This is a genomic window from Pseudomonas taeanensis MS-3, from assembly GCF_000498575.2.
Taxonomy (GTDB): domain Bacteria; phylum Pseudomonadota; class Gammaproteobacteria; order Pseudomonadales; family Pseudomonadaceae; genus Aquipseudomonas; species Aquipseudomonas taeanensis.
This window is the reverse complement of record NZ_AWSQ01000002.1, coordinates 20,734-47,259: the sequence shown is the minus strand read 5'-3', so window position 1 is coordinate 47,259 and position 26,526 is coordinate 20,734. Positions and strand designations below refer to the sequence as shown.

Genomic DNA, 26,526 nt, shown 5'->3' with positions numbered 1-26,526 from the left:
CCTGAAGCGTAGCCTAATGCTCTAGCACACGAGGTAGACCATGAGCGCAACTGCACCCATCGCCATCATCGGCACCGGCATCGCCGGATTGTCCGCCGCCCAGGCCCTGCATGCCGCTGGACAAGAGGTCGAGTTGTTCGACAAAAGCCGCGGCAGCGGCGGGCGCATGTCGAGCAAGCGCAGCGATGCCGGCTCCCTGGATCTGGGCGCGCAATACTTCACAGCCCGCGACCGCCGCTTCGTCGAAGTGGTGCAGCAGTGGCAAGCTCGCGGCTGGGTTGCCGAATGGACGCCGAGTCTCTACCACTGCAACGACGGCCTCCTCAGCGCCTCGCCGGACGAACAGGTGCGCTGGGTCGGCATCCCGCGCATGAGCGCCATTACCCGCGCCATGCTCGGCGCCCTGCCCGTGCACTTCTCCTGCCACATCACCGAGGTGTTTCGCGGCGAGCAGCACTGGACCCTGCAGGATGCCGAGGGCCAGAGCCACGGCCCGTTCAGCCATGTCGTGGTTGCAGCCCCGGCGCCACAAGCCAGCGCGCTGCTGGCGGCGGCACCGAAGCTCGCTGCCGCCGCTGCCAGTGTGGCGATGGAGCCAACCTGGGCGGTCGCCCTGGCCTTCGACAGCCCCCTGGCGAGCCAGGTCGAAGGCTGCTTCGTGCAGGACAACCCACTCGACTGGCTGGCGCGCAATCGCAGCAAACCCGGTCGTGACACCGCACTGGACACCTGGGTTCTGCACGCCAGCAGCAGCTGGAGCAAGCAACATCTCGACCTGTCCAAGGAAGCCGTAATCGAGCACCTGCACGGCGCCTTTGCCGAGTTGATCGGCTGCGCCGTACCCGCTCCCGCCTTCAGCCTGGCGCATCGCTGGCTCTACGCCCGCCCAGCCAGTGCGCACCAGTGGGGGGTTCTGGCCGACGCCAACCTGGGTCTCTACGCCTGCGGCGACTGGTGCCTGTCCGGCCGAGTCGAGGGAGCCTGGCTCAGCGGCCAGGAGGCGGCGCGCAGGCTGCTCGAACACCTGTAATGAACGCCCCAGCACTAAGCGTCGCCGCGAAACATCGCCTCAACCCGCGCAAACTGCTGCTGTCCAAATGGACGGCAGTCCACCCGCAGAACCGTGAAAAACACTTCCTGGTCAGCCAACTGTTCTGCGACGAGGACGGCACCCTGCTGCACATCGAGTTGCAAGCGGTGTACAGCCAACGCAGCCAGTGCCTGGACTGGCGCGTCCTGCAAGATCCCCAGCACTGGCAGATCGGCTGGAAATAGCGGGCACGGCCCACCACCCAACAAACCTATACAATAATTGTACAAATAATTTGTACATGCACAATATCGCACCTATGATGGAATTAAGTTGTACAACCAAATCTGGATGTATAAGTATTCATCAGAGGTTGCGCCATGAATCGGCACCACTCAGCGCCCAGCAAACCCAAACTCGCGATCAGCGCCTGCTTGCTCGGTGCCGAGGTGCGCTACAACGGCGGCCATAAGCAATCGCAGCTGTGCAGTCGCACGCTCAGTGAGTACTTCGACTTCATCCCGCTCTGCCCTGAAGTGGCCATAGGTCTCGGCACCCCACGCGAGCCGATTCGCCTGGTCGGCGACCCGGCCGCACCGCGAGCAGTCGGCACCGTGCAGCGCGAGCACGATGTCACCGAGCCGCTGGCCGCATACGGCGAACAGATGGCCGCAGGGCTGGATGACATCTGCGGCTACATCTTCATGCAGCAGTCGCCGTCATGCGGCCTGGAACGGGTCAAGGTCTACCAGGACAACGGTCGCCCCAGCGAACCCAAGGGCCGCGGCATCTATGCCGAGGCCTTCTGCGCGCGCCGCCCGGACCTGCCGGTGGAAGAGGACGGCCGGCTCAACGACCCGGTCCTGCGTGAGAACTTCCTCACTCGCGTGTTCGCCTATGCCGAATGGCAGCAACTGCTGCGCGCGGGCCTGACGCGCCAGGCGCTGATCACCTTCCACTCGCGCTACAAATACCTGCTGATGGCCACCAACCCGCTGCAGTACAAGGCCCTTGGACGTCTGCTCGGCGACCTCGGCCAGCATCAACTGGCGGACCTGGCCCCGCGTTATTTCAGTGAACTGATGGCGGCGCTGAAGCAGTGCGCGACCCGACGCACCCACAGCAATGTGCTGCAGCATCTCAGCGGTTATCTCAAGCGCGCGCTGAGCGGCGAGGACAAGCAGGAAATACAGCAGCTAATCAGCCAATACCGCCTCGGCTTCGTACCCTTAGTGGTACCGCTGACCCTACTCAAGCACCACTTGCGTCGCCATCCCGACCGCTACCTCGCGCAGCAGGCCTACCTGCAACCGCACCCGGAAAACCTCAGCCTGCGCAACGCCCTATGAGCGCCGAGAAAACCGCTGCCGAGCCCTCTCGGTCCAGCGCTGGCTATCAGCCCGCACTGGCCGAGGACCTGCTGCCGATTCGTGAGGTGGCCCGCGCTACCGGGGTCAACCCGGTTACCTTGCGTGCCTGGGAGCGCCGTTACGGCCTGATCGTGCCGCAGCGCACGGCCAAGGGACATCGCCTGTACTCGGCCGAGCAGGTCGCACGCATTCAGGCGATTCTCGCCTGGCTCGAGCGTGGCGTTGCGGTCAGCCAAGTGAAGGGCCTGCTGCGCAGCGATCAGCCCGTCTCGACCCAGACCACCTCCCGGTGGCAACAGACGCGCAAAGAGCTGCTGCAGGCGATCGGCAAGCTGGCCGAACGGCGACTGGATGATTGCTTCAACCGCGAACTGGCCCTCTACCCAGCCCATACGCTGTGCCAGCACCTGCTATTACCGCTGCTCGATGAACTGCAACTGCGTTGGCGCAACCAGTTCGGCGCCCAGGCCGAGCGGGTGTTCTTCTACTCCTGGCTGCGCAGCAAACTCGGCGCACGGCTGTACCACAACAACAGTCAGCGCGGCGGCGCCCCTCTGTTGCTGGTCAACCTCTCCGAGCTGCCGATGGAACCGGGACTGTGGCTAACCGCCTGGCTGGCCAGCAACTCCGATTGCCCGGTGGAAGTATTCGACTGGCCGATTCCGCCAGCCGAACTGGCCCTGGCGATCGAACAGATCAAACCTCGCGCGCTGCTACTGTATTCCAGCCAGACGCTCAATACCGCGCTTCTCCCGCGTTGGCTGACGGGCCACAACTGCCCCTGTCTGATTATCGGAGCAACGGTATGCATCCATCGGACGGAACTGCACGTACTTACTACACATAACAACGCAGTGCACATGGCCGAGGGCCCTCTCGAAGCACTGGCAACCCTCACCCGTCTCGGCTTACTGGACCGGACATAAGGATTCCCATGCACCAACTGATGTGGTTTCGCAGCGACCTGCGCGTGCAGGACAACAGCGCCCTCACCGCCGCCATGAGCGCCGGGCCGACCCTGGCGCTGTTCCTGCTCAGCCCTGGGCAATGGCGGGCGCATGACGACGCGCCCTGCAAGGTCGACTTCTGGTTGCGCAACCTGCGCGAGCTGGCTGCGACGCTGGCCACGTTGAATGTGCCGCTGCTGATCCGTCAGGCCGATGACTGGAGCGCCGCACCGCAGGTGATCGGCGAGCTGTGCCAGAAACTGCGGATCAGCGCTGTGCACGCCAATCAGGAGTACGGCGTGCACGAACAGCGGCGCGACCAGGCCGTGGCGCAGAGGCTGCAGCAGCAGGACATCGTGCTGCACGACCACCTGGACCAACTGCTGTTCAATCCTGGCACTGTGCTGACCCAGAGTGGCGGCTACTTTCAGGTCTACAGCCAGTTCCGGAAGGTTTGCTATCAGCGCCTGCACAGCGCCCTGCCGCCGCAGTTCGGAACTCCTGCGGCACAAGCTCCGCTGGCCATTGAGGGTGACGCTATGCCAGCCGAGGTGAGCGGCTTCCCGGCGCCCAGCGCAGCCATGCGCCAGCTCTGGCCGGCGGGCGAAATGGAGGCCCGACAGCGTCTGCACAGTTTCGCCGAGGAGCGCATCGACTATTACCAGCAGCACCGCGACATCCCGGCCCTACCCGGCACCAGCCAGCTGTCGGCCTACCTCGCCGCCGGCGTGCTGTCGCCGCGCCAGTGCCTGCACGCCGCACTGCAGGCTAATCGGGGCGAGTTCGAGAGTGGCAGCAGCGGCATCGTCACCTGGATCAATGAGCTGCTCTGGCGCGAGTTCTACAAACACATCCTGGTCGGCTACCCACGACTGAGCAAACACCGCGCCTTTCGCCCGGAAACCGAAGCGTTGGCCTGGCGCCAGGCGCCCGCCGAACTGTTGGCCTGGCAGCAGGGCCGTACCGGTGTGCCGATCATCGACGCGGCCATGCGCCAACTGCTGACTACCGGCTGGATGCACAACCGCCTGCGGATGATCGTGGCGATGTTCCTGACCAAGAACCTGCTGATCGACTGGCGCGAGGGCGAGCGCTTCTTCATGCGTCAGCTGATCGACGGCGACCTGGCGGCCAACAACGGCGGCTGGCAGTGGAGTGCCTCCACCGGCACCGATGCGGCGCCCTACTTCCGCATTTTCAACCCGGTCAGCCAGTCGCAACGCTTCGACCCGGACGGCCGTTTTATCCGCCATTGGCTGCCGGAACTGGCGAGCCTGAGTAACAAGGACATCCACAACCCCGGTGCATGCGCGAACAAGGGCGGCGATCTGTTCGACAGGCTCGATTACCCACAGCCGATAATCGACCTGAGCAGCAGTCGCGCCCGCGCCCTGGAGGCCTTCAAGAGTCTGCCCAAACGCGGCACACAGGTGCTGCCATGAGCGATTTCCTGCGCCAATTCGCCAAGGACTTTGCCAGCCTGAACAGGCACAACCTGGACCGCCTCGGCGAGCTGTACAGCGACGACGTGCTGTTCTGCGACCCGCTGCACGAGGTGCGCGGGCTGGCCAATCTGCAGCACTATTTCGCCGAGCTGTACGCTCATGTCAGCGAGCTGCGTTTCGACTTCTATGGCTTCGATCAAGTCCGCGAGGGCGAGGGTTACCTGCGCTGGACCATGAGCTATCGCCACCCACGCCTGGCGCGCGGCCAGTTGATCCGGGTCGAAGGCTGCTCGCACCTGCTGTGGAACGGCAAGGTGCATCGCCACCGTGACTATTTCGATGCCGGCAGCCTGCTATATGAGCACCTGCCCCTGCTCGGCCAGGCGATTCGCTGGTTGAAGCGGAGGCTGGCATGAACGGCCGGCGCATCTGGCTCACCGGCGCCAGCAGTGGCATTGGCGCGGCCCTGGCCGAGCTGTTGCTGCAAGACGGCCATCGCCTGGCGCTCAGCGCGCGCCGGGTCGACCCCTTGCAGGCCTTGGCGACTCGCTACCCGAATCAGGTGCTGGTGGTCCCCGGCGACCTCGGCGAGGCCGCCCAGGTCCAGTGGATCGGTGAGCGCATTGCACAAGTGTGGGGCGCGCTGGACACGCTGATTTTAAATGCCGGCAGCTGTGAATATATCGACGCAAGGGCCTTCGAGGCAGCCATGCTCGAGCGGGTCATGCGCACCAATGTATTAGCCGTCGGCTACTGCCTTGAGGCTGCGCTGCCCCTGTTGCGCCAGGGCCTGCGCCCGCATCTGGTTGGCGTCGGCAGCTCGGTGACCTATCTGCCGCTGCCGCGCGCCGAAGCCTATGGCGCCTCGAAGGCCGCACTGCGCTATCTGCTGGAGGCGCTGCGCATCGACCTGGCCAGCGAGGGTATCGACGTCACCCTGATCAGCCCCGGCTTCGTCGAAACGCCGCTGACCCAGCACAACGACTTCCCCATGCCCATGCGTTGGCCGGTGGCTAAAGCCGCCCGACATATCGCCACCCGCCTGGACAAACGGCCCTTCGAGATCGCCTTCCCAGGGCCTTTCATTGCCGGCCTGCAGTTGCTCGCTCATCTGCCCGCACGCCTGCGCCTGGCCATCGGCACACGCCTGGCGCGCAGTGAACCAGCCCGCAAGGACAACCCATGAAAATCGCCATCATCGGCAGCGGCATCGCCGGTCTGACCAGCGCCTACCTGCTCAACCGCAGTCACCAGATCAGCCTGTTCGAGGCCAGCGACTGGGTCGGTGGGCATACCCACACCGTCGACGTCGAAGTCGCCGGCCAGCAGTACGCCGTAGACACCGGTTTTATCGTGTTCAACGACTGGACCTACCCGAACTTCATCCGCCTGCTCGACCACCTCGGCGTCGCCTGCAAACCCACCGAGATGAGCTTCTCGGTCAGCGACCCGGCCACTGACGTGGAGTACAACGGCAACAACCTCAACAGCCTGTTTGCCCAACGCAGCAACCTGCTGTCGACGAAGTTCTGGGGCATGGTTCGCGATATCCTGCGCTTCAACCGCGAGGCGCTGGTCGACCTCGAGCAGCAGCGCATCGCCGCCGATACCACCCTGGGCGCCTACCTGCGGGGCAAGGGCTACGGCGAGCGTTTCATCCAGCATTACATAGTGCCGATGGGCGCGGCGATCTGGTCGATGTCACTGAGCGACATGCTCGGCTTTCCCCTGCAGTTCTTCGTGCGCTTCTTCAAGAACCACGGCCTGCTGTCGGTCAGTAATCGTCCGCAGTGGTGCGTGGTCGAGGGCGGCTCGCGTAGCTACGTGGCGCCGCTGACGGCCTCGTTCAAGCAGCACATTCGCTTGAACTGCCCGGTGCATCGGGTCGAGCGCGACGAAACGGGTGTGACCCTGCACAGCGCAGCCGGCAGCGAGCGCTTCGACAAGGTGGTGTTCGCCTGCCACAGCGACCAGGCACTGCAACTGCTGGCCGAGCCGACAGCGGTCGAGTTGGCGATTCTCGGCGCCCTGCCCTATGCCGACAATGATGTGGTGCTGCACACCGATAGCCGCCTGCTGCCCCGACGCCGCCTGGCCTGGGCCAGCTGGAACTACCGCCTCAGCGGTGCGTTGGAGCAGCCGGCGGCGGTCACCTACGCGATGAACATTCTGCAGGGCATCCGCAGCGACACCAACTTCTGCGTCAGCCTGAACCAGACCGCAGCCATCGAGCCGAGCACCATCCTTGCCCGCTATAGCTACGCCCACCCGCAATACAGCCTGGCCGGCATGGCCGCACAGGCGCGTTGGAAGGAGCTGCTCGGCGCCAATCACAGCTACTTCTGCGGCGCCTACTGGGCCAACGGTTTCCATGAAGACGGTGTGGTCAGCGCCCTGCGCGTGGCCCAGGCGTTCGGGGAGGCACTCTGATGAACAGCGCCCTGTACAGCGGCTGGGTGCAGCATCGCCGCTTTGCACCCAAGCCGCACCACTTCCGCTACCGCATGGGCCTGCTCTATCTGGACCTGGAAGAACAGCAGCAGGTGCTCGGCCTATCGCCGCTCGCCGGTCAGGGCCGCTTCGCCCCGTTCGCCTTCCGCGAGAGCGACTTTCTCCCCGAGTTCACTCGCAACGGCGTCAGGTTGATCGACGCGGTGCGGCAGCGCGTTGGAGCAGCATTGGGGCATACGCCGCAGGGTTCGGTCTGCCTGCTGGCACAACCGCGCAGCTGGGGCCTGGCGTTCAATCCAGCGAGCTTCTTCTACTGCCATGAGGCCGATGGCAGCCTGGCGGCAATCCTCTGCGAGGTCAGCAACACGCCCTGGCGCGAGCGTTACCACTATGTACTGCCGGCCGTGGGTGAAGGCCATCAGCACTTCGCCGTGGCCAAGGCCTTTGACGTCTCGCCCTTCCTGCCCCGTGAACTGGAATACCGCATGGCCTTCAGCCCGGCCGGCGCCAGGCTGGGCATCCATATGGCCGACTGGCAGGGCGAAAACAAACTCTTCGATGCCAGCCTCAGCCTGCAGCGCGAAGCACTCACTCGCGCCAGTCTGCATCGCTACCTGCTGCGTTTTCCCTGGATGACCGGCAAGACCCTGGCTGCGATCTACTGGCAAGCACTGCGCCTGCTGCTCAAACGCCTCCCACTGTTCAATCACCACGCCGCGGCGGACAGCTTCAGCGTTGCCCTCCCGCGCCCGAAGGACCTACCCCATGAAAAGCCCTAGCCTGACTTCCGCCAAAGACTCGGTGCGCGCCGGCAATGGCCTCGGCGCCGGCCTGTTACGCCAGGCAGTGATGCGCCAGTTGCGCCAGTTGCGCCACGGCCACCTGGTGATCATCGAAGGCGATGAGCGCTTGGAGCTCGGCGACCCGCATGCCAGCCTGCGTGCGGAAATCCAGGTGCAGGATGGTGCGCTCTGGGGCATGGTTGCCGGCAATGGCTCGATCGGCGCCGGCGAGGCCTATATCCATGGTTACTGGACCACGCCCGACCTGACCGCAGTGGTGCGAGTGTTCGTCAGCAATCTGGACGTGCTGGACGCCATGGAGCGCGGCCTGGCCCAGCTTGGACGCCCGCTGATGCAAGGCCTGCACTGGCTCAACCGCAACACCCGCAAGGGCTCGCGCAAGAACATCGCCGCCCACTACGACCTGGGCAACAACCTGTTCGAGCAGTTCCTCGACCCGAGCATGATGTACTCGGCCGCCCAGTTCCGCAGCGCGGACGACAGCCTGGAACAAGCGCAACTGAACAAGCTGGAGCGTATCTGTCAGAAACTGGCGCTGAAACCCGACGATCACCTGCTGGAAATCGGCACCGGCTGGGGCAGCATGGCGCTCTATGCGGCGACTCACTACGGCTGCCGCGTGACCACCACTACGCTGTCGCAAGAGCAGTACGCCTATACCGCACAGCGCATCGCCGAGCAGGGCCTGCAGCAGCGCATCACCCTGCTGCGCAAGGATTACCGCGACCTCGACGGCCAGTTCGACAAACTGGTGTCCATCGAGATGATCGAAGCGGTCGGCCATCGCTTCCTGCCCACTTACTTCCAGCAGTGCGCACGCCTACTGAAAGACCATGGCCTGATGCTGCTGCAGGCCATCACCATCCGCGACCAGCGCTACGAACAGGCGAAAAACAGTGTCGACTTCATCCAGCGCTATATCTTCCCCGGCGGCGCCCTGCCCTCGATGCAGAAGATGCTGGAGATCATCGGCAGCCAAACCGACATGAGCCTGCAGCACATGGAGGATTTCGGCCCACACTACGCACGCACCTTGCGCCTGTGGCACCACAACCTGCATCAGGCCAGGCATAAACTGGAGCAACTCGGCTACGACGAGCACTTCTATCGCCTGTGGGAGTTTTACCTGTGCTATTGCGAGGGCGGCTTTATCGAGCGCACCATCGGCACCGCGCAACTGCTGCTGGCCAAACCGGCGGCCCGACCTGAACCACTACTGGGACCCTTGCATGCCTAAACTGATTGCCAACGCCCTGCTGTTTCAGCTCGGCTGGCTCGCCGCGGTGCTCGGCGGCGACAGTCCCTGGCTGCTGATCGTCGGCGGAGTAGTGGCGGTGCATCTGCTGTGGACCAGCAGCTGGGCGGCCGAAGGCAAGTTGCTGTTCAGCGTGTTTCTCGCCGGCAGCGCGCTGGACAGTTTCCTGCTCAATCTCGGCGTATTCGATTTCGGCGAGCCTCGCACCGTGATTCCATTGTGGCTGGCCCTGCTCTGGCTGCTTCTGGGCACCACCCTCAACCACTGCCTGGCCTGGACCGCGCAACCCTGGTGGCGCGCCAGCCTGCTCGGCGCCATCGGCGGGCCCTTGTCCTACTACGGCGGTGCACAACTGGCCGGCATCGGCCTGCCCCACAGCACCTGGCCGACCCTGGCGTTACTGTCAGCCATCTGGGCCCTGGTCATGCCCCTGCTGCATGGTTTCGCCAAACTCTACCGCGCGCAACACGAACAACGCCTGCGTACACGTCGGTCGTCTTGATCTCGCGCCGAGGCGCGCCTGGCGTACACTGCGCGATATGACCGACAGCCAACACATCAGCCACACCCAACTGCCCAGCGAAAACGCCGTGAGCTGCTCCAACTGCGCGGCCTGCTGCTGCCAGCTGGAAGTCATGTTGATCACCGATACCGGCGTACCGCCGCGCTTCATCGCCACCGACGACTGGGGCGGCGAAGTGATGCAACGCCTGGACGACGGCTGGTGCGCGGCGCTCGATCGCGACAGCATGCGCTGCAGCATTTACGAGCTGCGCCCGTTGATCTGCCGCGAATTCGAGATGGGCTCTGTCGAATGCCAGGACGAACGCCGCGGCATGACCAGTATCTATCGCTGATCAGGCTTTATTGCGGGCAGAAAAAAACCGGGCCGCGACCCGGTTTTTCTTTCTCTGCACACCACCGCGACGTGACGCGCGAGTGCTTAGAAGCTCAAGCGGTAATGCAGGGTATAGGCCTCGACACCATCGTTTGGTTGCTTCAAGCCGGCATTGGAGTAGTGCAGCGCGCGCACACCGATTTCCTGCTCGGCAAAACGCACGCCTAGACCGAGGCGATCTTCAAACTGGAAAGAAGAACCCAGGTCATTGTCTTCCAGCTCGGTATGGGCAAATGCCGCCACACCTATGCCCGCTTCTATATAAGGCCTGATCGTGTCACCGGCGAACTCGTAGACGAACACAGGGGCGAAGGACAGGCTGTGGTTACTCGACGTTTTGTCACCTTCCCAGAAGGTGTAGCCGGCATCCCAGTAACCGCTCAGATGGCCGACATCGCTCTGCCACCAACGGCTGCTGAAATCGAATTGGGTTCCCACGCGATAGACCATGGTCGAATCACCGGACTGACCAATGGCGAAGGTCACATCTGCGGCCTGAGCTGCCGTCCCCATGGACAAGGCTGCCAGCGCAGCAACGGCAAACAACTTCTTCATGTAATTATCCTTTTTCCAGAAGATCACGATAAAACCGCTTCGGGCTGTCTGGGAGTATAGAAATATTTACTGTTAATGGAAGTCGAATGGTCGGTAACACTGCGCAATAGTCGCGGTCAAAGCCGATCGACCCGCGCCACCTCACCCCACAATAGCGGCAACACGGCCTGCATCCGCAGCGGCTCACCGCTGGACCAGAAACGACCGGACTGTACCGCCCCAGAGGCCAACAGCCCGTGCTCGGACAAGCGCCGCTGCAGTTGCCGCGCCACTGCCGCGCCGGTGTCGATCAGGCTCACCGACTCGGGCACCAGCTCGCGCAGCAGCGGCCTGATGAACGGGTAATGGGTGCAGCCGAGAATCAGGGTATCGCAGCCCTCAGCCAACAGTGGCGTGACCAACCCCTGTAACAGGGTGCGGGTGGCACTGCTGTTCAGCTCGCCGGCTTCGATTTGCTCGACCAGCCCGGGACAGGGTTGAGTGATTACCCGCACGTCGCTGGCGAAACGGTCGAGCAGCGCGGCGAATTTGGCACTCTTCAAGGTGCCGGTGGTGGCCAGCACGCCGACCACCCCGGAACGGGTCGCCGCCGCCGCCGGCTTGACCGCCGGCTCCATGCCGATAATCGGCAACGCCGGATACAACTCACGCAACTCGGCCACTCCGGCCACCGTGGCGGTATTGCACGCCAGCACCAGTGCCTTGGCGCCGCGCGCGAGCAGGAACTCGGCAATCAGCCGACAGCGCTCACGGATGAATTCAGGGCTCTTCTCGCCATAGGGCACGTGGCCGCTGTCAGCCACGTACAGCAGCGACTCATGCGGCAGCAAGCTGCGGATTTCACCCAGGACCGAGAGGCCGCCGACGCCCGAGTCGAACACGCCAACCGGCGCATTATTAGCCATGCGCACTGCCACAGACGCTGCACGCCGGATCGCGCTTGACCCGCAACTCGCGAAAGCGCGAGCCGAGTGCATCGACCAACAGCAAGCGCCCGACCAGCGGCTCGCCGAAGCCCGCCAGCAGCTTCAAGGCTTCCAGCGCTTGCAGACTGCCGACCAGACCGACCAGCGGTCCGACCACGCCGGCCTCGCTGCAGGTCAACTCGGCTTCGCTGCCGTGACCATACAAGCAGTGGTAACAGGGGCTGTCTGCACGCCGTGGGTCGAATACCGAGAGCTGCCCTTCCAGACGAATCGCCGCGCCGCTGACCAAGGGCTTGCCCTCGGCGACGCAGGCGGCGTTCACCGCTTCGCGGGTGGCGAAGTTGTCCGAGCAATCCAGCACCAGATCCACCGCGGCCACCGCAGCCGCCAGCGAATCGGCATCCAGGGCACTGCGGTGCGCACGCAAGTGGATCTGCGGGTTGATCGCCGCAAGACGCGCCATCGCCGAGTCGACCTTGCTCTGGCCAATGCTCTGCGTGTCGTGGGCGATCTGCCGCTGCAGGTTGGTCAGATCCACCGTGTCGAAATCCGCCAGATGCAATTCGCCGACCCCGGCGGCCGCCAGATACAGTGCCACCGGCGAGCCCAATCCACCGAGGCCGATGATCAGCGCACGGCTCTGCTTGAGGCGTAACTGGCCCTCGACATCGATCTGCTGGACGAGAATCTGCCGGCTGTAACGCAGCAGTTCGTCATCACTCAGCATGGTCTGTTCATTCATGATTAAAACACCCCAGACTGATACGTTCATGGCCACCCAGGTCACGTCGGCTCGCCACCGCGGTAAAGCCGCGCAGGCCAAGCAACTCACGCACCGCCGCGGCCTGCTCGAAGCCGTGCTCGAGCAATAACCAGCCACCGGATTCAAGATAGCCCGGCGCCTGTTCGATGATCTGCCGAATATCGTCCAGACCATCCACCCCGGCCACCAGCGCGCTACCCGGCTCGAAGCGCACATCGCCCTGGGTCAGATGACGATCATCCGCGGCAATATAGGGTGGGTTGCTGACGATCAGCCGGTAACGTCGGCCGGCCAACGCACTGAACCAGTGGCTCTGGCAGAAGGCTGCATTGTTCAACTGCAGGCGCAGCCGATTGCGCTCGGCCAGGGCCACCGCATCCGCCACCCGATCCACGCCGGTCAAGTGCCAGGCCGGCCGTTCGGCCGCCAGTGCCAGGGCGATGGCACCGGTGCCGGTGCCGAGGTCGAGCAGCTCCGCAGACGTGGTCGGCAGCAGCCCCAGCGCAGCCTCCACCAGCAGTTCGGTGTCCGGGCGGGGAATCAGGGTATGCGGCGCCACGTCCAGCTCCAGATTCCAGAAGCCTTGTTGACCGAGAATATAGGCCACCGGCTCACCAGACTGGCGACGGGTAAGATCGGCGGCAAAGCGCACGGCCTGCTCGGCACCGACCTCACGCTCCGGCCAGGTGTGCAGGTAACTGCGCGACTTGCCCAGCGCCGCGGCGAGGAGTAACTCGACGTCCAGCCGAGGCGTTGGCGAGTCGGGCAGTTCGGCGCGGTTTAGCAGGTCATGGATGCTGGGCATGCTGGTTCCGTTTTGCCGATAACAAGGTGATCGCCAGCAAGCTGGCTCCAACGGTACAGCGAAATCATGTAGGCGCCAGCCCGCAGGCTATCCGCTACCCGGCTGAATCGGGCTCGCACCATGCACGACATCAGTCGCCCAAGGCGGCCAGCAGGTCGGCCTGATACTCGACCAGCAGCGGCTCGATCACCGCGTCCACGCCACCGGCCATCACTTCGGCCAGCGAATACAGGGTCAGGTTGATGCGGTGATCGGTGACCCGCCCCTGGGGGAAGTTGTAGGTACGAATACGCTCGGAGCGATCCCCGGAACCGACCAGCAACTTGCGCGTGTCGGACAACTCCTTGTGCGCCGCCGCCTCCTGCTGATCATTCAGCTTGGCCGCCAGCCATGACATGGCCCGGGCGCGGTTCTTGTGCTGCGAGCGCTCTTCCTGGCACTCGACCACGGTACCGGTGGGAATGTGGGTGATACGGATCGCCGAGTCGGTGGTATTGACGTGCTGACCACCGGCGCCGGAAGAGCGGTAGGTGTCGACGCGTAAATCCGCCGGGTTGATCTCGATCGCCACCTGCTCGTCCGGCTCCGGCAACACAGCCACGGTGCAGGCCGAAGTGTGGATGCGGCCCTGGGACTCGGTCTCCGGCACACGCTGTACGCGGTGGGCACCCGATTCGAATTTCAATTTGCCGTAGACGTTATCGCCCTCGACCCGGGCGATAACTTCTTTATAGCCGCCGTGCTCGCCCTCGTTGGCCGAGAGCACCTCGACCCGCCAGCCGCGACGTTCGGCGTAGCGCGAGTACATGCGAAACAGGTCGCCGGAGAAAATCGCCGCCTCGTCGCCGCCAGTGCCGGCGCGCACTTCGAGGAACACGTTGTGGCTGTCTTTCGGATCCTTCGGCAATAACATGCGCTGCAAGCGCTCTTCCAGCTCGATCAACTGCACCTTGGCCTCGGCGACTTCCTCTTCGGCCATTTCGCGCATATCCGGGTCGCTGTCCTTGAGCAACGCCTGGGCGCCCTCCAGATCGCCCTGAACCTTGCGGAACTCGCGGAACGCCTGGCTCACCGGCTCGATTTCGGCGTACTCCTTGGAATACGCACGAAACTGGGTTTGATTACCGATCACTTCGGCATCGCCGAGCAATGCGGTCAACTCTTCGAAACGATCCTGCAGCAGGTCGAGTTTGTTGATCAGCGAAGCTTTCATTGCAGACCTTTATTGGACGGCGCGCCCTCATCGAGGGCAAAGAGTTCCTGAGCCACGGCCAGCGCTTCGGCGCGGCCAGCGGCGGAGAGTTTTTTCAGCTGCACGCTGGGCGCGTGCAGCAATTTATTGGTCAGGCCGCGGGCCAATTGCGCCAGCACCTCTTCGGCAGAGCCGCCGTTGCTGAGCAGGCGCAGAGCCTTGGCCAGTTCCTCATCGCGCAAGCGCTCTCCCTGTTGCCGGTAGGCCTTGAGCACATCCACCGCAGCCAGTTCGCGCAGGCGCAGCATGAAGTCGTCGGCACCGGCGGCCACCAGTTCCTCGGCCGCTTCGGCGGCGCCCTGGCGGCTTTTCAGGTTTTCCTCGATAACCTCGTGCAGGTCGTCGACGGTGTACAGGTACACGTCATCCAGCTCGCCGACCTGGGGCTCGATGTCGCGCGGCACGGCAATGTCGACCATGAAGATCGGTTTGTGCTTGCGCCGCTTCAGCGCACTCTCCACCGCGCCCTTGCCGAGAATCGGCAGCTGGCTGGCCGTGGAGCTGATGACGATGTCGCTGTTGGCCAACTCCTGGGGAATGTCCGAGAGCAAGATGGCATGGGCGCCGAACTGCTCAGCCAGGGTGCTGGCACGCTCCAGGGTTCGATTGGCCACGACGATGCGCTTGACCCCCTGATCGTGCAGATGCCGGGCCACCAGGCTGATGGTCTCGCCGGCACCGATCAACAGCGCCTGGCTGCGGTGCAAGTCGCTGAAAATCTGCTTGGCCAGACTGACCGCAGCAAAGGCTACGGACACCGGGTTCTCACCGATGGCGGTATCGGTACGCACCTGCTTGGCCGTGCTGAAGGTCGCCTGGAACAGGCGCCCCAGCAGAGGGCCCAGGGTACCGGCCTCACGGGCCACGGCGTAGGCGGACTTCATCTGGCCGAGAATCTGCGGCTCGCCGAGCACCATGGAATCCAGCCCGGAGGCCACGCGCATCATATGGCGCACCGCCGCGTCGTCCTGGTGCACATAGGCACAGGCGCGCAAGTCGTCGAGGTTGAGCTGATGATAGTCGGCCAGCCAGGCCAGCACGGCATCGGCGGTCAGGCTGTCCTGCTCCAGATACAGCTCACTGCGGTTGCAGGTCGAGAGGATCGCCGCCTCGCGACTGGCCGTACGCTGACAGAGCAGTTGCAAAGCCTCAACCAACTGCTCTGGAGTGAAGGCCACACGTTCGCGGACATCCACCGAGGCGGTCTTATGGTTGATACCGAGGGCAATAAAGGCCATGCAAGGTCGCTGACAAGAAAGGTAAGCGGGCAATTGTCCTACTTCGCCAGAGCGAGAACAACCACCGCCGAATATTGTCCTACTTGTCGAGCGCCCCCTCCAATCAGCTATCGCGCCTTGCCCCATGGGCTTGCCCAACGGCTTGTGTCATGATGCCCCGACCGCAGGTTAGTCGTCTTTTTCTCTATGAATAGATCCTTCGCGTTGCTGACCGCCCTGGCGTTGCTAAGCGGCTGTCAGACTTTCACAGCTTCCACACCGGATGGCACACCGCCGGTCGAAGAAGCAGCCTCTTCGGCGCAAACAGCGCAGCCGAAGGTCTATAGCTCGTTCAGCCAGGAAACCTTGCTGGCGCTGCTTACTGCAGAGTTGGCAGGGCAGCGCAACCGCTTCGACATCGCCCTCGGCAACTATGTACAGCAGGCCAACGCGACCCAGGATGCTGGCGTCGCCGAACGCGGCTTTCGGATTGCCGAGTACCTCGGTGCCGACCAGGCGGCGCTGGATACCGCGCTGATCTGGGCTGCCAATGCCCCCGACAGCATCGACGCCCAGCGCGCCGCCGCGGTGCAACTGGCGCGGGCCGGCCGCTACGACGAATCCATGACTTACATGGAAACAGTCCTGCAACGCCGGGGCGACACCCATTTCGACTTCCTTGCCCTGTCTGCCGCGGAAACCGATCCGGATACTCGTGCCGGCCTACTGCAAAGCTTCGACCGGTTGCTGGAGAAGCATCCGAGCAACGGCCAACTGCTGTTCGGCAAGGCCGTACTCCTGCAGCAGGATGACCGTCCGGAGGAAGCCCTCGAGCTGCTCGAAGCGCAACCTGCCGACACTCGCGAAGCGGCACCACTGTTGCTGCACGCGCGCCTGCTGCAAAGCCTGAAGCGTGGCGACAAAGCCTTGCCGTTGCTGGAGAAAGGCATTCGCCAACACCCGGATGACAAACGTTTACGCCTGACCTATGCACGCCTGCTGGTCGAACAAGACCGCCTGGACGATGCCAAGGGCGAGTTCGCCTCGCTGGTGCAACAGTTCCCCGAAGACGACGACCTGCGCTTCTCCCTCGCCCTGGTCTGCCTCGAAGCCGAGGCCTGGCGCGAAGCGATCGTCTACCTGGAAGAACTGGTCGAACGTGGCAGCCATGTCGATGCGGCGCACTACAACCTGGCTCGCGCGTATGAGGCATTGAAGCAACCGGAAAGCGCGCTGATCGAATACCAGCTGGTCGGCCCAGGCAATGACTTTCTCCCCGCACAGGCGCGCCAGACTGACTTGCTGCTCAATAGCCAACGACTCGACGAAGCCAGCGCGCGCCTGGCCAGCGCCCGGGAAAACCAACCCGACTATGCCATCCAGCTCTACCTGATCGAAGCAGAGGCACTGGCCAAGCTGCAACAAGAAGAGCGCGCCTGGCTCTTGATCCAGCAAGCACTGGAGCAATTCCCTGACGATCTCAACCTGCTCTACACCCGCGCCATGCTCGCAGAGAAACGCGACGATCTGGAACAGCTGGAGCAGGACCTGCGCTTTATTCTCGAGCGCGAGCCGGACAACACCATGGCGCTCAATGCACTCGGCTACACTCTGGCCGACCGCACTACTCGCTACAGTGAAGCGCAAGCCTTGATCGAGCTAGCCCTGCAACTCAACCCGGACGACCCGGCGACGCTCGACAGCCTCGGCTGGGTCAACTATCGCCAGGGCAACCTGGAAGAAGCCGAACGCCTGCTGCGCGAGGCACTGGCACGCTTCCCCGACCATGAAGTCGCTGCTCACCTCGGCGAAGTGCTGTGGGCCCGAGGCAAACAGCGAGAAGCCCGGAAAGTCTGGGCCAGCGCGCTCAAAGAACAACCCGACAGCCCCATTTTGCGCAGCACTCTGCTGCGCCTGACCGGATCAGAGACGCCTTGATGCTTGTGCGCCCGCTTATCGCTTTCAGCTTGATCGTATTGCTCGCCGGCTGCTCCAGCCTGACCTCCCGCGAAGCGCTTGAAGGCCAGGGCGACCCAGCCCGCTGGCAAGCACACAAACAACAGGTCGGCAGCCTCGATGCTTGGCAGATTAGCGGCAAGGTCGGCATTCGCGCGCCGAAAGACTCAGGCAGCGGCACCCTGTTCTGGCTTCAGCGTCAGGACTATTACGACATTCGCCTGTCCGGCCCCCTCGGCCGCGGCGCCGCACGCCTGACCGGCCGCCCAGGGGCCATTCTGCTGGAAGTGGCAAACCAGGGTCGCTATAAGGCCGCCTCCCCCGAAGCCCTGCTGCAACAACAGCTGGGGCTCAACCTGCCGGTCTCGCACCTGCTCTGGTGGATTCGCGGCCTACCCGCACCCAACAGCAAGAGCCGCCTGACCCTGGATGGCGATAGTCGCCTGGCACAGCTGCGCCAGGACGGCTGGGAAGTCGACTACCTGAGCTACGCCGAACAGAACGGCTTCTGGCTGCCCGAACGCCTCAAGCTCAACGGCCACGACCTGCAAGTCACCCTGGTGATCAAGGACTGGCAGCCACGCCAGCTTGGCCAGTGATGCCCCCGCAATACCTGAGAGCCGGCTGCGGCACTCCTGAGCTAGAACCAGGCAAGCCAATCACCGGCAAGGACGCGGAGTTTACGAACGGTAGATGAGCATTCCGAACGAACTTTTAACGCAGCAGGACCAGCGCGCAGCAGAACCGGGACAGACTCTCACCCTGCCGGCGCCAGCCAAGCTCAACCTGATGCTGCACATCCTCGGGCGCCGCGCCGATGGCTATCACGAGCTGCAGACTCTGTTTCAGTTTCTCGACTACGGCGACGAACTGACCTTTGCCCTACGCGCTGACGGTCAAATTCACCTGCATACGGATATTCGCGGCGTGCCGCATGACAGCAACCTGATCGTGCGCGCAGCCCGCCAATTGCAACGGCAAGCCAATTGCCCGCTTGGCGCCGACATCTGGTTGAACAAACGCCTGCCCATGGGGGGCGGCATCGGTGGCGGCAGCTCGGACGCGGCAACCACTCTGCTCGGCCTTAACCACCTCTGGCAACTCGACTGGCCCGAGGATCGCCTGGCAGAGCTGGGCCTCAGCCTAGGCGCCGATGTACCGGTCTTCGTGCGCGGCCGCGCCGCTTTTGCCGAAGGTGTCGGGGAAAAACTCACACCGATCGAACTCAGCGAACCCTGGTTCCTCGTGGCAATCCCGCAAGTACTTGTCAGTACAGTGGAAATTTTCTCCGACCCTGAGTTGACACGCGATACGCCGCCCATTAAAGTTCGCAGCCTTCTTGAGGGGGGCGGTCATAACGACTGCCTGCCGGTGGTTCAGAAGCGTTATCCAGAAGTTCGTAACGCTTTGATCTTGTTGAACAAATTTGTTCAGGCTAGATTAACCGGCACTGGAGCTTGTGTGTTTGGGAGCTTCCCAAACAAGGACGATGCTGATAAAGTCGCCCGCCAACTTCCGGCCACTTTGCCGAGTTTTGTAGCTCAGGGTCGCAACATTTCGATGTTGCATCGCAAGCTCGAAATAATGGCCAAGAAGTGAATGCGCACGAGTTAGTTATACACTGTAGGGGCGTCGCCAAGCGGTAANNAATCCAGCCGCCCCTGCCATTTTCTATACTCATCCAGGTATACCCTCAGCCGGCAGGTACTGCGCGTGTCCAAGATGATGGTCTTTACGGGGAACGCTAACCCCGATCTGGCGCGACGTATCGTACGTCAGCTGCACATCCCCCTCGGCGATGCCTCTGTCGGTAAGTTCTCCGACGGCGAAATCAGCATCGAAATCAACGAAAACGTTCGCGGTAAAGACGTCTTCCTGATTCAACCGACGTGCGCGCCAACCAACGACAACCTGATGGAACTGGTGGTAATGGCCGACGCCTTACGCCGCTCCTCAGCTACCCGAATCACTGCAGTCATCCCCTACTTTGGCTATGCCCGCCAGGATCGCCGTCCGCGCTCCGCTCGCGTGGCAATCAGCGCCAAAGTCGTGGCAGACATGCTCACCGTGGTAGGTATCGACCGTGTGCTCACCGTCGACCTGCACGCGGATCAGATTCAAGGCTTCTTCGATATTCCCGTGGATAACATCTACGGCTCCCCCGTTTTGGTGGATGACATTGAAGATCAGCGCTTCGAAAACATGATGATCGTCTCCCCGGATATCGGCGGCGTGGTCCGTGCGCGTGCCGTAGCCAAATCCCTGGGTGTAGACCTGGCGATCATCGACAAGCGCCGCGAGAAAGCCAACCAGTCCGAGGTGATGCACATCATCGGTGACGTGGAAGGCCGCACCTGCATCCTGGTTGACGACATGGTCGATACCGCCGGCACTTTGTGCCACGCGGCCAAAGCACTGAAGGAACACGGCGCTTCCAAGGTCTTCGCCTACTGCACCCACCCTGTACTGTCAGGGCGTGCAATCGAAAACCTGGAAAACTCCATGCTGGACGAGCTGGTGGTGACCAACACCATCCCACTGTCCGCCGCAGCACAATCCTGTTCGCGTATTCGCCAACTGGATATCGCCCCCGTTGTAGCTGAAGCGGTTCGCCGCATCAGCAATGAAGAATCGATCAGTGCGATGTTCCGCTAACCCGGCATCGTAGCTGACGAAATGCGCCCCGCTCTGTGCGGGGCTTTTTACCCAACCGTCCGGTCGCTGGTCGCAAGCGTGAAGGACGGTTTGGTTATTTTGGAGAAATGTAATGACTGAATTTGCCCTGAATGCTGAAGTGCGTTCCGACCTGGGGAAAGGTGCGAGCCGCCGCCTGCGTCGTCTCGCCAGCCTGGTACCTGCCGTAATTTACGGTGGCGACAAAGCCCCGCAATCCATCAGCCTGCTGGCCAAAGAACTGGCTAAGCTGCTGGAAAACGAAGCGGCCTACAGCCACATTCTGTCCCTGAATGTTGGCGGCACCACCGAACAAGTATTGGTCAAAGCCCTGCAGCGTCATCCTGCTAAAGGCTTCGTACTGCACGCCGACTTCATCCGCGTAGTGGCTGGCCAGAAACTGACCGCTCACGTCCCACTGCACTTCCTCAACGAAGAAACCGCAGTTGGCGTCAAGCAAGGTGGCGGCGACGTCTCCCACACCCTGTCTGAAGTAGAAGTTTCTTGCCTGCCGAAAGACCTGCCGGAATTCATCGAAGTGGACCTGGCCAAGGTTGAAGTGGGCCAAACCGTTCACCTGTCCGACCTGAGCCTGCCGAAAGGCATCGAACTGGTTGCACTGGCTCACGGCAACGACCTGGCTGTCGCCAACATCCACGCCCCTCGCGTTGTTAAAGAAGACAGCGAAGTAGCAGGCGAAGCTGAAGGCGAAGGCGAAGGCGCTGCCGAGTAACTCTCGCAACGCTGGAAAACGGTCCAGACGCATCAGCGACTGGGCTATTTCCACGAAAGGGCTCCTGACATGACTGCCGTACAACTGATCGTTGGCCTGGGTAACCCAGGCCCCGAATACGACCAGACCCGGCACAATGCAGGGGCCCTTTTCGTTGAGCGTCTGGCAAACAGCCAGCGCATCAACTTAAGCGTTGATCGCAAATATTTCGGCCTGACAGGTAAATTCAGCCATCAGGGTCGCGATGTTCGTCTACTGATTCCCACCACCTACATGAACCGCAGCGGCCAGGCCGTAGCGGCACTTGCGAATTTCTTCCGCATACCCGCAGAAGCTATTCTGGTGGCCCATGACGAACTCGATATGCCGCCAGGCGTCGCCAAACTCAAACAGGGTGGCGGGCACGGTGGGCATAACGGGCTGCGCGACATCATCGCCCAGCTCGGCAACCAGAAAGACTTTCACCGCCTGCGGCTCGGCATTGGCCATCCAGGGCACAGCAGCATGGTCTCCAACTACGTTCTCGGCCGCGCCCCGCGCAGCGAGCAAGAGCTCCTGGACACCAGTATCGACTTCGCCCTAGGCGTACTGCCGGAAATACTCGCAGGCGACTGGAGCAAGGCGATGCACAAGTTGCACAGCCAGAAAGCCACCTCTTAACTCTTTACCGCTATTTCGCGCGAGGGATATACCCATGGGATTCAATTGCGGCATCGTCGGCCTGCCCAACGTCGGCAAGTCCACCCTGTTCAACGCCCTCACCAAATCCGGGATCGCGGCAGAGAACTTCCCCTTCTGCACCATCGAGCCTAACAGCGGCATCGTGCCGATGCCCGATGCACGCCTCGAAGCCCTGGCCGCCATCGTCAAGCCTGAGCGCGTAATACCGACCACCATGGAGTTCGTTGACATCGCCGGCCTGGTGGAAGGCGCCTCGAAAGGTGAAGGTCTGGGCAACAAATTCCTGGCCAACATCCGCGAAACCGATGCTATCGCCCACGTCGTACGCTGCTTCGAGGATGACAACGTCATTCACGTGTCCAACAGCGTCGACCCTAAGCGCGACATCGAAATCATCGAACTGGAACTGATTTTCGCCGACCTAGATAGCTGCGAAAAGCAACTGCAGAAGACCACGCGCAATGCCAAAGGCGGCGACAAAGAAGCCGTGGCGCAGAAAGCCCTGCTGGAAAAGCTGATCCCGCACTTCACCGAAGGCAAACCAGCACGTACCTTGCTGAAAACCTTGGGCGACGACGAAAAACAACTGGCTCGCGGCTTCCACCTCCTCACCAGCAAGCCGGTGATGTATATCGCCAACGTCGCCGAGGATGGCTTCGAAAATAACCCCATGCTCGACGTGGTCAATGCCATCGCCGCCGAGGAAGGCGCGATCGTAGTACCGGTATGCAACAAGATCGAAGCAGAAATCGCCGAACTGGACGATGGCGAAGAGAAGGACATGTTTCTCGAAGCCTTGGGCTTCGAAGAGCCCGGTCTGAACCGAGTCATCCGCGCTGGCTACGACCTGCTCAACCTGCAGACCTACTTCACCGCCGGCGTGAAAGAAGTGCGCGCCTGGACCGTACGCATCGGTGCTACGGCACCGCAGGCTGCGGCCGTGATCCACACAGACTTCGAGAAAGGCTTCATCCGCGCCGAAGTGACCGCTTACAACGACTTCATCCAGTACAAGGGTGAACAGGGCGCCAAGGAAGCCGGAAAATGGCGCCTGGAGGGCAAGGAATACATCGTCAAGGATGGCGACGTCATGCACTTCCGTTTCAACGTCTAAGCGCTTGATCGCGCGCATAAAATTTCGCAAGCAGGCTTGACAGCAAAGCCCCATACGAGAATAATGCGCGCCACTCGGCTACGTAGCTCAGCTGGTTAGAGCATAGCATTCATAATGCTGGGGTCCGGGGTTCAAGTCCCTGCGTAGCCACCATACAAAACAAGGGTTTACCGAAAGGTAAGCCCTTTTTTGTTTTCCGAAGTGACTACCAAGTGACTACGGCGTGCCCACAGCCGCAACGGCTCGTAAATCTTATCGGCACCACTGCTGCTCACATGGGACGCCGTCATAGTTCCCGTCCATCTTCGTTCCAGGGCAGTTCTTGAGGAAGTACGTAGCCTCCTCGCAGGAACGCATCTGTGAACAATGGGTTCGCCCATCACAGCGATAGGAAGATGCCGTCGAGGCCGATAATGAAGTCGATGGCGATCTAGCTTTACTGAAAGCACCCGTAATCACTGGGCTGCTCAACACGCTACCATCGCTACCGATGTTGGTTATGACAGGGCTATTGGAAGGCTTCGGGTAGTACTGCCACACCGCAAAGCCAATCGCGACAATCAAAAGCAACTTTTTCATTCCGTAGACTCAAAGATCCCTATTTCGGCGCAGGCCCGCTCTACTCCAATCGCTTAAGCAAATGTCACCTGTGAGCCGCTAGCGGTTCAATCTCATGCTCGATCTCTTCGCCATTGGCCGCAAAGGTAGTGGCCAATGCGTACTCGGTCTGAAGGTTCATCCAGAACTGAGCGGACGTATCAAAGTAGCGACCCAGGCGGATGGCCATATCAGCAGTTATGCCGCGACGCTCCCGCACAATGTCATTTACGGTCGGGGCGGACACATGCAGAGCGCGAGCAAGCGCAGCGGGCGTAATCGCCAACGGCTCCAAAAACTCTTCGCGTAGGATCTCGCCCGGATGGATGGGGCGCATTCCGTTAATTGCCATGGTGCGACCTCCTCAGTGGTAATCGACGATTTCAACGTTTATCGGCCCTGCATCTGTCCACTCAAAGCAGATGCGAAATTGGCCGTTTATCCTGATGCTGCACTGACCAGCCCGGTTACCGTGTAATGCCTCAAGCCTGTTACCCGGTGGGGACCTTAAGCAACTCATCGACCCGTCGGCTTATCGAGTAATAACAATCGAGCGGCCAGTCCAACAAAGATCCAGGCGTGGAACCAGCCAAAGTACCTGGAAGCAGTTGCACTGCGCTCGAACAACGAACCGACCTTGCCACTCGAAATGCCCAAGCCACAATGGAACACAAGCGCGATAAGCGCTAGCAGGACGCCGAGTATGGTGAGCTGCAAGGGCACCTCCCCGCTCTCCGGTGATACGAACTGCGGCAGGAACACCATGAAGAAAAGCAGCGCCTTAGGGTTAAACAGGCTGTTCAGCATGGCCATGCGGAAGATGCTCCAGGTAGTCGCCTTGCGCTCCTCGACCAGGTGCGGAGAACCATGATGCCGGATCGCTTGAACAGCCAACCACAGCAGGTAGACCGCCCCGAAGTACCTCAGTATGTCGAACGAAGGCGGCCATGCGGTGATGATTGCAGTGATGCCCGTCGCGGTCAGTGCGGTAAGCAACAAGTCCGCAACAAATATCCCGAACGCTACCGCTAGCCCGCCCCGCGCACCATGCGAAATCCCGTGAGACAGCAGAAACGCCATGTTAGGCCCTGGAGAAACCAGTAGAGCCAACACAGCGGTGGAGAACAGAAGAAGGGTTTGAGCGTCAATCACTGGCGATCCCTCTGCAGCAAAGCTGTGAAAATAACCTGTAATGAAATTTGGTGAAGGTACGGGTTATTAGCGAGGGGACTGCGAAAGGGAATATCTGAGATACATCGGGTCATCCGTGACTCCAGCGGGTCAGAGGGCACAAGGCCACTAGCTTAGCGAGATCATGCATCAGAGCCATGAAAAGGGGAACTCGGCGCGAGTGGTTACATTGACCCTATTTTTGGAAAACGCTGTTATACCGAGGGTCAGGACCTGCTGAAAGCCCCATTTTATGGGCTTATCTGGTTCAGCCAAGGCCACCCAGGTGATTCATAAACCCCAGCGTGACGATAACGTGAAACCAGACCATCAAAAGTCTTTGGACTCAGCCGCCCTGCTTTAGCACCTGCCGCAACCCTTGATAGCTAACGCCAGTGTTGAGGGGGCGCAGGAAGCACGCCCCTTGATCGGCTGGTTAAATATTAATCACGCCACTTCTTCCCGAGTTCTTCCAGGCCTGCATTCCGCAAGTCTTCCGGGCTCATCAAAATGCGGAATTTGCAGTTAGCTTGGAAGGTGAGAAAGAAGGGCTCTGCAAATGCTGGGACGTCCGATGGGGCCTTTACGTCGATCACGAATAGTCCGGCACGGGTGCCGTCTTGCTCCGTGAAGTAGGCGGCCTCAGGTTTGATGGTATCGAGGATGCGCCCAATAACCTCACCACACTTGCCACTTTTGACCAGGGTGTTGAAGGGTTCATGGGGGAATTCGACCGTAAGTAGCATTTTCATACGATGGCCTCCTTCTGTTGCGGCAGTTATAGGCGGTGCCGCGGACGCCTTACCAAGATCCCGGCTCTATTGGCTTTAGCTGCTGCCCTGTCGTCTTTAACCAGCAAAGCCTGAACCGAGATCAATTCATCACGGCTTGCCGGCTGTGATGATCAGGGCTGGCATTACAAAGGCGACGTTGCCATCGGCCGTCACGAACGGTTGCAGTGACTCCTTTGCCTGATCCAGCAGTTGTTCGAACTGCTCATCGTCCAGCAGGCCGCCTAGCGTCCATACGCAAGCTCTTTCGGTGGATATGAGTGAACTGATGGACGCGAAACGGACCCTGCCGTCGTGCCGCATGATCTTCGCGTTGGTAATGCCGGCCTTGCTGCACAGGGTGAACAACGGTTGTGGATCGCCGCACGTAAAGGGCGCGCGGAACGCCTGCGCCACCTGTTCGCCAAACAGCCGATGCAGCAGCTCTGCAAGTACTGCATAGCCTGGGGAATGGTCCAACGCGTCGCATACAGCCACTGCCAGTCGTCCGTTTGGCCGCAACACCCGCATCATTTCCCGCAGTGCAGCGAGTCGATCCTCAAAGAACATGAAGCCGAACTGACTGACCACCGCATCAAAGCTTTCATCTGGGAAGGGCAACAACTCTGCCCGACCACTTCGCCACTCGATACTTGAGCTTTTGCGCCGGGCTACGTTGAGCATTTCTTCGTTGGTATCGAGACCCACGACACTTCCACCACCGCCCACACGTTCAGCACAAGCGCAGGCCAACACCCCGGTGCCGCAGGCAACATCAAGCACCCGTTGGTTCAGCCAAACACCTGCTTCATCCGCGACGATATGCGCCCACTGTTCAAACAGCGCAGGGACGAAGAACTCGTCATAAATTTCCGCAGGAAAATGTACAGTTTGCTGCATGTTCATTTGGCGCCTCCCCTCACACGATCTTGCCGCCCAGCATCATGTAGACAGCAAATAGCGCGTGTGAGCGCCCGCGCGTGGTGGCTAAAACGCCGATCTACTTAGACGGAAGGTCTCTAAAGCAAGGCTTTTGCAGCAGGAAAGGCAATGAAGGGTAACCCTGTGCGCGATGAAGTATTTTTTGTGCACGCGCAGCCAAGCGCAAATGGGGT

General features: G+C 61.6%; 31 protein-coding genes and 1 tRNA gene. 20 read left to right on the top strand and 12 right to left on the bottom strand.

Features of this window, described 5'->3' with window-relative positions; genetic code table 11:
- The first annotated feature begins 40 nt into the window (after nucleotides 1-40).
- The 12 genes from TMS3_RS08365 (at nucleotide 41) to TMS3_RS08310 (ending at nucleotide 10,158) form a co-directional block, all read left to right on the top strand.
- Complete coding sequence (locus TMS3_RS08365; protein ID WP_025164814.1) at nucleotides 41-1,030, top strand: NAD(P)/FAD-dependent oxidoreductase; 990 nt, start codon at nucleotides 41-43, stop codon at nucleotides 1,028-1,030.
- The gene (locus TMS3_RS08360) at nucleotides 1,030-1,275 is read left to right on the top strand and encodes a TIGR02450 family Trp-rich protein (RefSeq protein WP_025164813.1); all 246 of its coding nucleotides are present in this window, start codon (nucleotides 1,030-1,032) and stop codon (nucleotides 1,273-1,275) included. Before TMS3_RS08365 ends, TMS3_RS08360 begins: the two co-directional genes overlap by 1 nt.
- Before the next feature lie 135 nt (nucleotides 1,276-1,410).
- Nucleotides 1,411-2,379: a YbgA family protein gene (locus TMS3_RS08355; RefSeq protein WP_025164812.1), complete on the top strand. Its 969-nt coding sequence runs from the start codon at nucleotides 1,411-1,413 to the stop codon at nucleotides 2,377-2,379.
- Nucleotides 2,376-3,326: a MerR family transcriptional regulator gene (locus tag TMS3_RS08350; protein ID WP_025164811.1), complete on the top strand. Its 951-nt coding sequence runs from the start codon at nucleotides 2,376-2,378 to the stop codon at nucleotides 3,324-3,326. The genes TMS3_RS08355 and TMS3_RS08350 overlap by 4 nt, the downstream gene beginning before the upstream one ends.
- An 8-nt stretch (nucleotides 3,327-3,334) precedes the next feature.
- Entirely contained in the window at nucleotides 3,335-4,789 is a 1,455-nt protein-coding gene (gene phrB, locus TMS3_RS08345) for a deoxyribodipyrimidine photo-lyase (RefSeq protein WP_025164810.1), read from the top strand.
- A complete protein-coding gene (locus tag TMS3_RS08340) occupies nucleotides 4,786-5,208 on the top strand; it encodes a nuclear transport factor 2 family protein (protein ID WP_025164809.1) in 423 nt (140 codons plus the stop codon). The genes phrB and TMS3_RS08340 overlap by 4 nt, the downstream gene beginning before the upstream one ends.
- Nucleotides 5,205-5,978: an SDR family NAD(P)-dependent oxidoreductase gene (locus tag TMS3_RS08335; RefSeq protein ID WP_025164808.1), complete on the top strand. Its 774-nt coding sequence runs from the start codon at nucleotides 5,205-5,207 to the stop codon at nucleotides 5,976-5,978. Before TMS3_RS08340 ends, TMS3_RS08335 begins: the two co-directional genes overlap by 4 nt.
- Nucleotides 5,975-7,222, top strand: coding sequence for an NAD(P)/FAD-dependent oxidoreductase (locus TMS3_RS08330; protein ID WP_025164807.1), 1,248 nt, complete (start codon nucleotides 5,975-5,977; stop codon nucleotides 7,220-7,222). The genes TMS3_RS08335 and TMS3_RS08330 overlap by 4 nt, the downstream gene beginning before the upstream one ends.
- On the top strand, nucleotides 7,222-8,022 hold the full coding sequence (locus TMS3_RS08325; protein ID WP_025164806.1) for a DUF1365 domain-containing protein: 801 nt from the start codon (nucleotides 7,222-7,224) through the stop codon (nucleotides 8,020-8,022). Before TMS3_RS08330 ends, TMS3_RS08325 begins: the two co-directional genes overlap by 1 nt.
- Nucleotides 8,009-9,283, top strand: a complete 1,275-nt coding sequence (locus TMS3_RS08320) for an SAM-dependent methyltransferase (protein ID WP_025164805.1) — start codon at nucleotides 8,009-8,011, stop codon at nucleotides 9,281-9,283. Before TMS3_RS08325 ends, TMS3_RS08320 begins: the two co-directional genes overlap by 14 nt.
- A complete protein-coding gene (locus TMS3_RS08315; RefSeq protein WP_025164804.1) occupies nucleotides 9,276-9,803 on the top strand; it encodes a DUF2878 domain-containing protein in 528 nt (175 codons plus the stop codon). The genes TMS3_RS08320 and TMS3_RS08315 overlap by 8 nt, the downstream gene beginning before the upstream one ends.
- A 37-nt stretch (nucleotides 9,804-9,840) precedes the next feature.
- Nucleotides 9,841-10,158, top strand: coding sequence for a YkgJ family cysteine cluster protein (locus tag TMS3_RS08310; RefSeq protein ID WP_025164803.1), 318 nt, complete (start codon nucleotides 9,841-9,843; stop codon nucleotides 10,156-10,158).
- A gap of 86 nt (nucleotides 10,159-10,244) precedes the next feature.
- Here TMS3_RS08310 and TMS3_RS08305 read toward each other — a convergent pair whose 3' ends face one another.
- The 6 genes from TMS3_RS08305 to hemA all read right to left on the bottom strand — a co-directional run bounded on the left by TMS3_RS08305 (nucleotide 10,245) and on the right by hemA (nucleotide 15,738).
- Nucleotides 10,245-10,754, bottom strand: coding sequence for an acyloxyacyl hydrolase (locus tag TMS3_RS08305; protein ID WP_025164802.1), 510 nt, complete (start codon nucleotides 10,752-10,754; stop codon nucleotides 10,245-10,247).
- A 116-nt stretch (nucleotides 10,755-10,870) separates the two neighbouring features.
- Nucleotides 10,871-11,659: a glutamate racemase gene (gene murI, locus TMS3_RS08300; RefSeq protein ID WP_025164801.1), complete on the bottom strand. Its 789-nt coding sequence runs from the start codon at nucleotides 11,657-11,659 to the stop codon at nucleotides 10,871-10,873.
- Nucleotides 11,652-12,407, bottom strand: a complete 756-nt coding sequence (locus tag TMS3_RS08295; protein WP_025164800.1) for a molybdopterin-synthase adenylyltransferase MoeB — start codon at nucleotides 12,405-12,407, stop codon at nucleotides 11,652-11,654. Before TMS3_RS08295 ends, murI begins: the two co-directional genes overlap by 8 nt.
- Before the next feature lie 7 nt (nucleotides 12,408-12,414).
- Nucleotides 12,415-13,248: a peptide chain release factor N(5)-glutamine methyltransferase gene (gene prmC, locus TMS3_RS08290; protein WP_025164799.1), complete on the bottom strand. Its 834-nt coding sequence runs from the start codon at nucleotides 13,246-13,248 to the stop codon at nucleotides 12,415-12,417.
- Nucleotides 13,249-13,378: 130 nt separating this feature from the next.
- Nucleotides 13,379-14,461, bottom strand: a complete 1,083-nt coding sequence (prfA, locus tag TMS3_RS08285; protein WP_025164798.1) for a peptide chain release factor 1 — start codon at nucleotides 14,459-14,461, stop codon at nucleotides 13,379-13,381.
- Nucleotides 14,458-15,738, bottom strand: a complete 1,281-nt coding sequence (gene hemA, locus TMS3_RS08280) for a glutamyl-tRNA reductase (RefSeq protein ID WP_025164797.1) — start codon at nucleotides 15,736-15,738, stop codon at nucleotides 14,458-14,460. Before hemA ends, prfA begins: the two co-directional genes overlap by 4 nt.
- Before the next feature lie 186 nt (nucleotides 15,739-15,924).
- Between hemA and TMS3_RS08275 the strand changes: the two genes are divergently transcribed.
- From TMS3_RS08275 to TMS3_RS08240, 8 genes are all read left to right on the top strand, one after another.
- Nucleotides 15,925-17,655 (top strand): tetratricopeptide repeat protein, encoded by a 1,731-nt coding sequence (locus TMS3_RS08275; RefSeq protein WP_025164796.1) that lies wholly within the window; start codon nucleotides 15,925-15,927, stop codon nucleotides 17,653-17,655.
- Nucleotides 17,655-18,272: a lipoprotein insertase outer membrane protein LolB gene (lolB, locus tag TMS3_RS08270; protein WP_025164795.1), complete on the top strand. Its 618-nt coding sequence runs from the start codon at nucleotides 17,655-17,657 to the stop codon at nucleotides 18,270-18,272. The genes TMS3_RS08275 and lolB overlap by 1 nt, the downstream gene beginning before the upstream one ends.
- A 190-nt stretch (nucleotides 18,273-18,462) precedes the next feature.
- Nucleotides 18,463-19,272 (top strand): 4-(cytidine 5'-diphospho)-2-C-methyl-D-erythritol kinase, encoded by an 810-nt coding sequence (gene ispE / locus TMS3_RS08265; protein ID WP_235576635.1) that lies wholly within the window; start codon nucleotides 18,463-18,465, stop codon nucleotides 19,270-19,272.
- Nucleotides 19,273-19,386: 114 nt separating this feature from the next.
- A complete protein-coding gene (locus TMS3_RS08260) occupies nucleotides 19,387-20,328 on the top strand; it encodes a ribose-phosphate pyrophosphokinase (protein ID WP_025164793.1) in 942 nt (313 codons plus the stop codon).
- A 112-nt stretch (nucleotides 20,329-20,440) separates the two neighbouring features.
- A complete protein-coding gene (locus tag TMS3_RS08255; protein WP_025164792.1) occupies nucleotides 20,441-21,079 on the top strand; it encodes a 50S ribosomal protein L25/general stress protein Ctc in 639 nt (212 codons plus the stop codon).
- A gap of 69 nt (nucleotides 21,080-21,148) precedes the next feature.
- The gene (pth, locus tag TMS3_RS08250; protein ID WP_025164791.1) at nucleotides 21,149-21,739 is read left to right on the top strand and encodes an aminoacyl-tRNA hydrolase; all 591 of its coding nucleotides are present in this window, start codon (nucleotides 21,149-21,151) and stop codon (nucleotides 21,737-21,739) included.
- Nucleotides 21,740-21,773: 34 nt separating this feature from the next.
- The gene (gene ychF, locus TMS3_RS08245; RefSeq protein ID WP_025164790.1) at nucleotides 21,774-22,874 is read left to right on the top strand and encodes a redox-regulated ATPase YchF; all 1,101 of its coding nucleotides are present in this window, start codon (nucleotides 21,774-21,776) and stop codon (nucleotides 22,872-22,874) included.
- Nucleotides 22,875-22,950: 76 nt separating this feature from the next.
- Nucleotides 22,951-23,027 (top strand) — tRNA-Met (locus TMS3_RS08240).
- A gap of 99 nt (nucleotides 23,028-23,126) precedes the next feature.
- Here TMS3_RS08240 and TMS3_RS24580 read toward each other — a convergent pair.
- From TMS3_RS24580 to TMS3_RS08220, 6 genes are all read right to left on the bottom strand, one after another.
- Nucleotides 23,127-23,453: an excalibur calcium-binding domain-containing protein gene (locus tag TMS3_RS24580; protein ID WP_083491729.1), complete on the bottom strand. Its 327-nt coding sequence runs from the start codon at nucleotides 23,451-23,453 to the stop codon at nucleotides 23,127-23,129.
- Nucleotides 23,454-23,517: 64 nt separating this feature from the next.
- Nucleotides 23,518-23,823, bottom strand: coding sequence for a HigA family addiction module antitoxin (locus TMS3_RS08235; protein ID WP_025164789.1), 306 nt, complete (start codon nucleotides 23,821-23,823; stop codon nucleotides 23,518-23,520).
- Nucleotides 23,824-23,835: 12 nt separating this feature from the next.
- Nucleotides 23,836-23,991, bottom strand: a complete 156-nt coding sequence (locus TMS3_RS24575; protein ID WP_083491728.1) for a type II toxin-antitoxin system RelE/ParE family toxin — start codon at nucleotides 23,989-23,991, stop codon at nucleotides 23,836-23,838.
- Entirely contained in the window at nucleotides 23,988-24,623 is a 636-nt protein-coding gene (locus tag TMS3_RS08230; RefSeq protein ID WP_025164788.1) for a LysE family translocator, read from the bottom strand. Before TMS3_RS08230 ends, TMS3_RS24575 begins: the two co-directional genes overlap by 4 nt.
- A 461-nt stretch (nucleotides 24,624-25,084) precedes the next feature.
- Nucleotides 25,085-25,393, bottom strand: a complete 309-nt coding sequence (locus TMS3_RS08225; RefSeq protein ID WP_025164787.1) for a hypothetical protein — start codon at nucleotides 25,391-25,393, stop codon at nucleotides 25,085-25,087.
- 129 nt (nucleotides 25,394-25,522) lie between these two features.
- Entirely contained in the window at nucleotides 25,523-26,317 is a 795-nt protein-coding gene (locus tag TMS3_RS08220) for a methyltransferase domain-containing protein (RefSeq protein ID WP_025164786.1), read from the bottom strand.
- Between the last annotated feature and the right edge of the window lie 209 nt (nucleotides 26,318-26,526).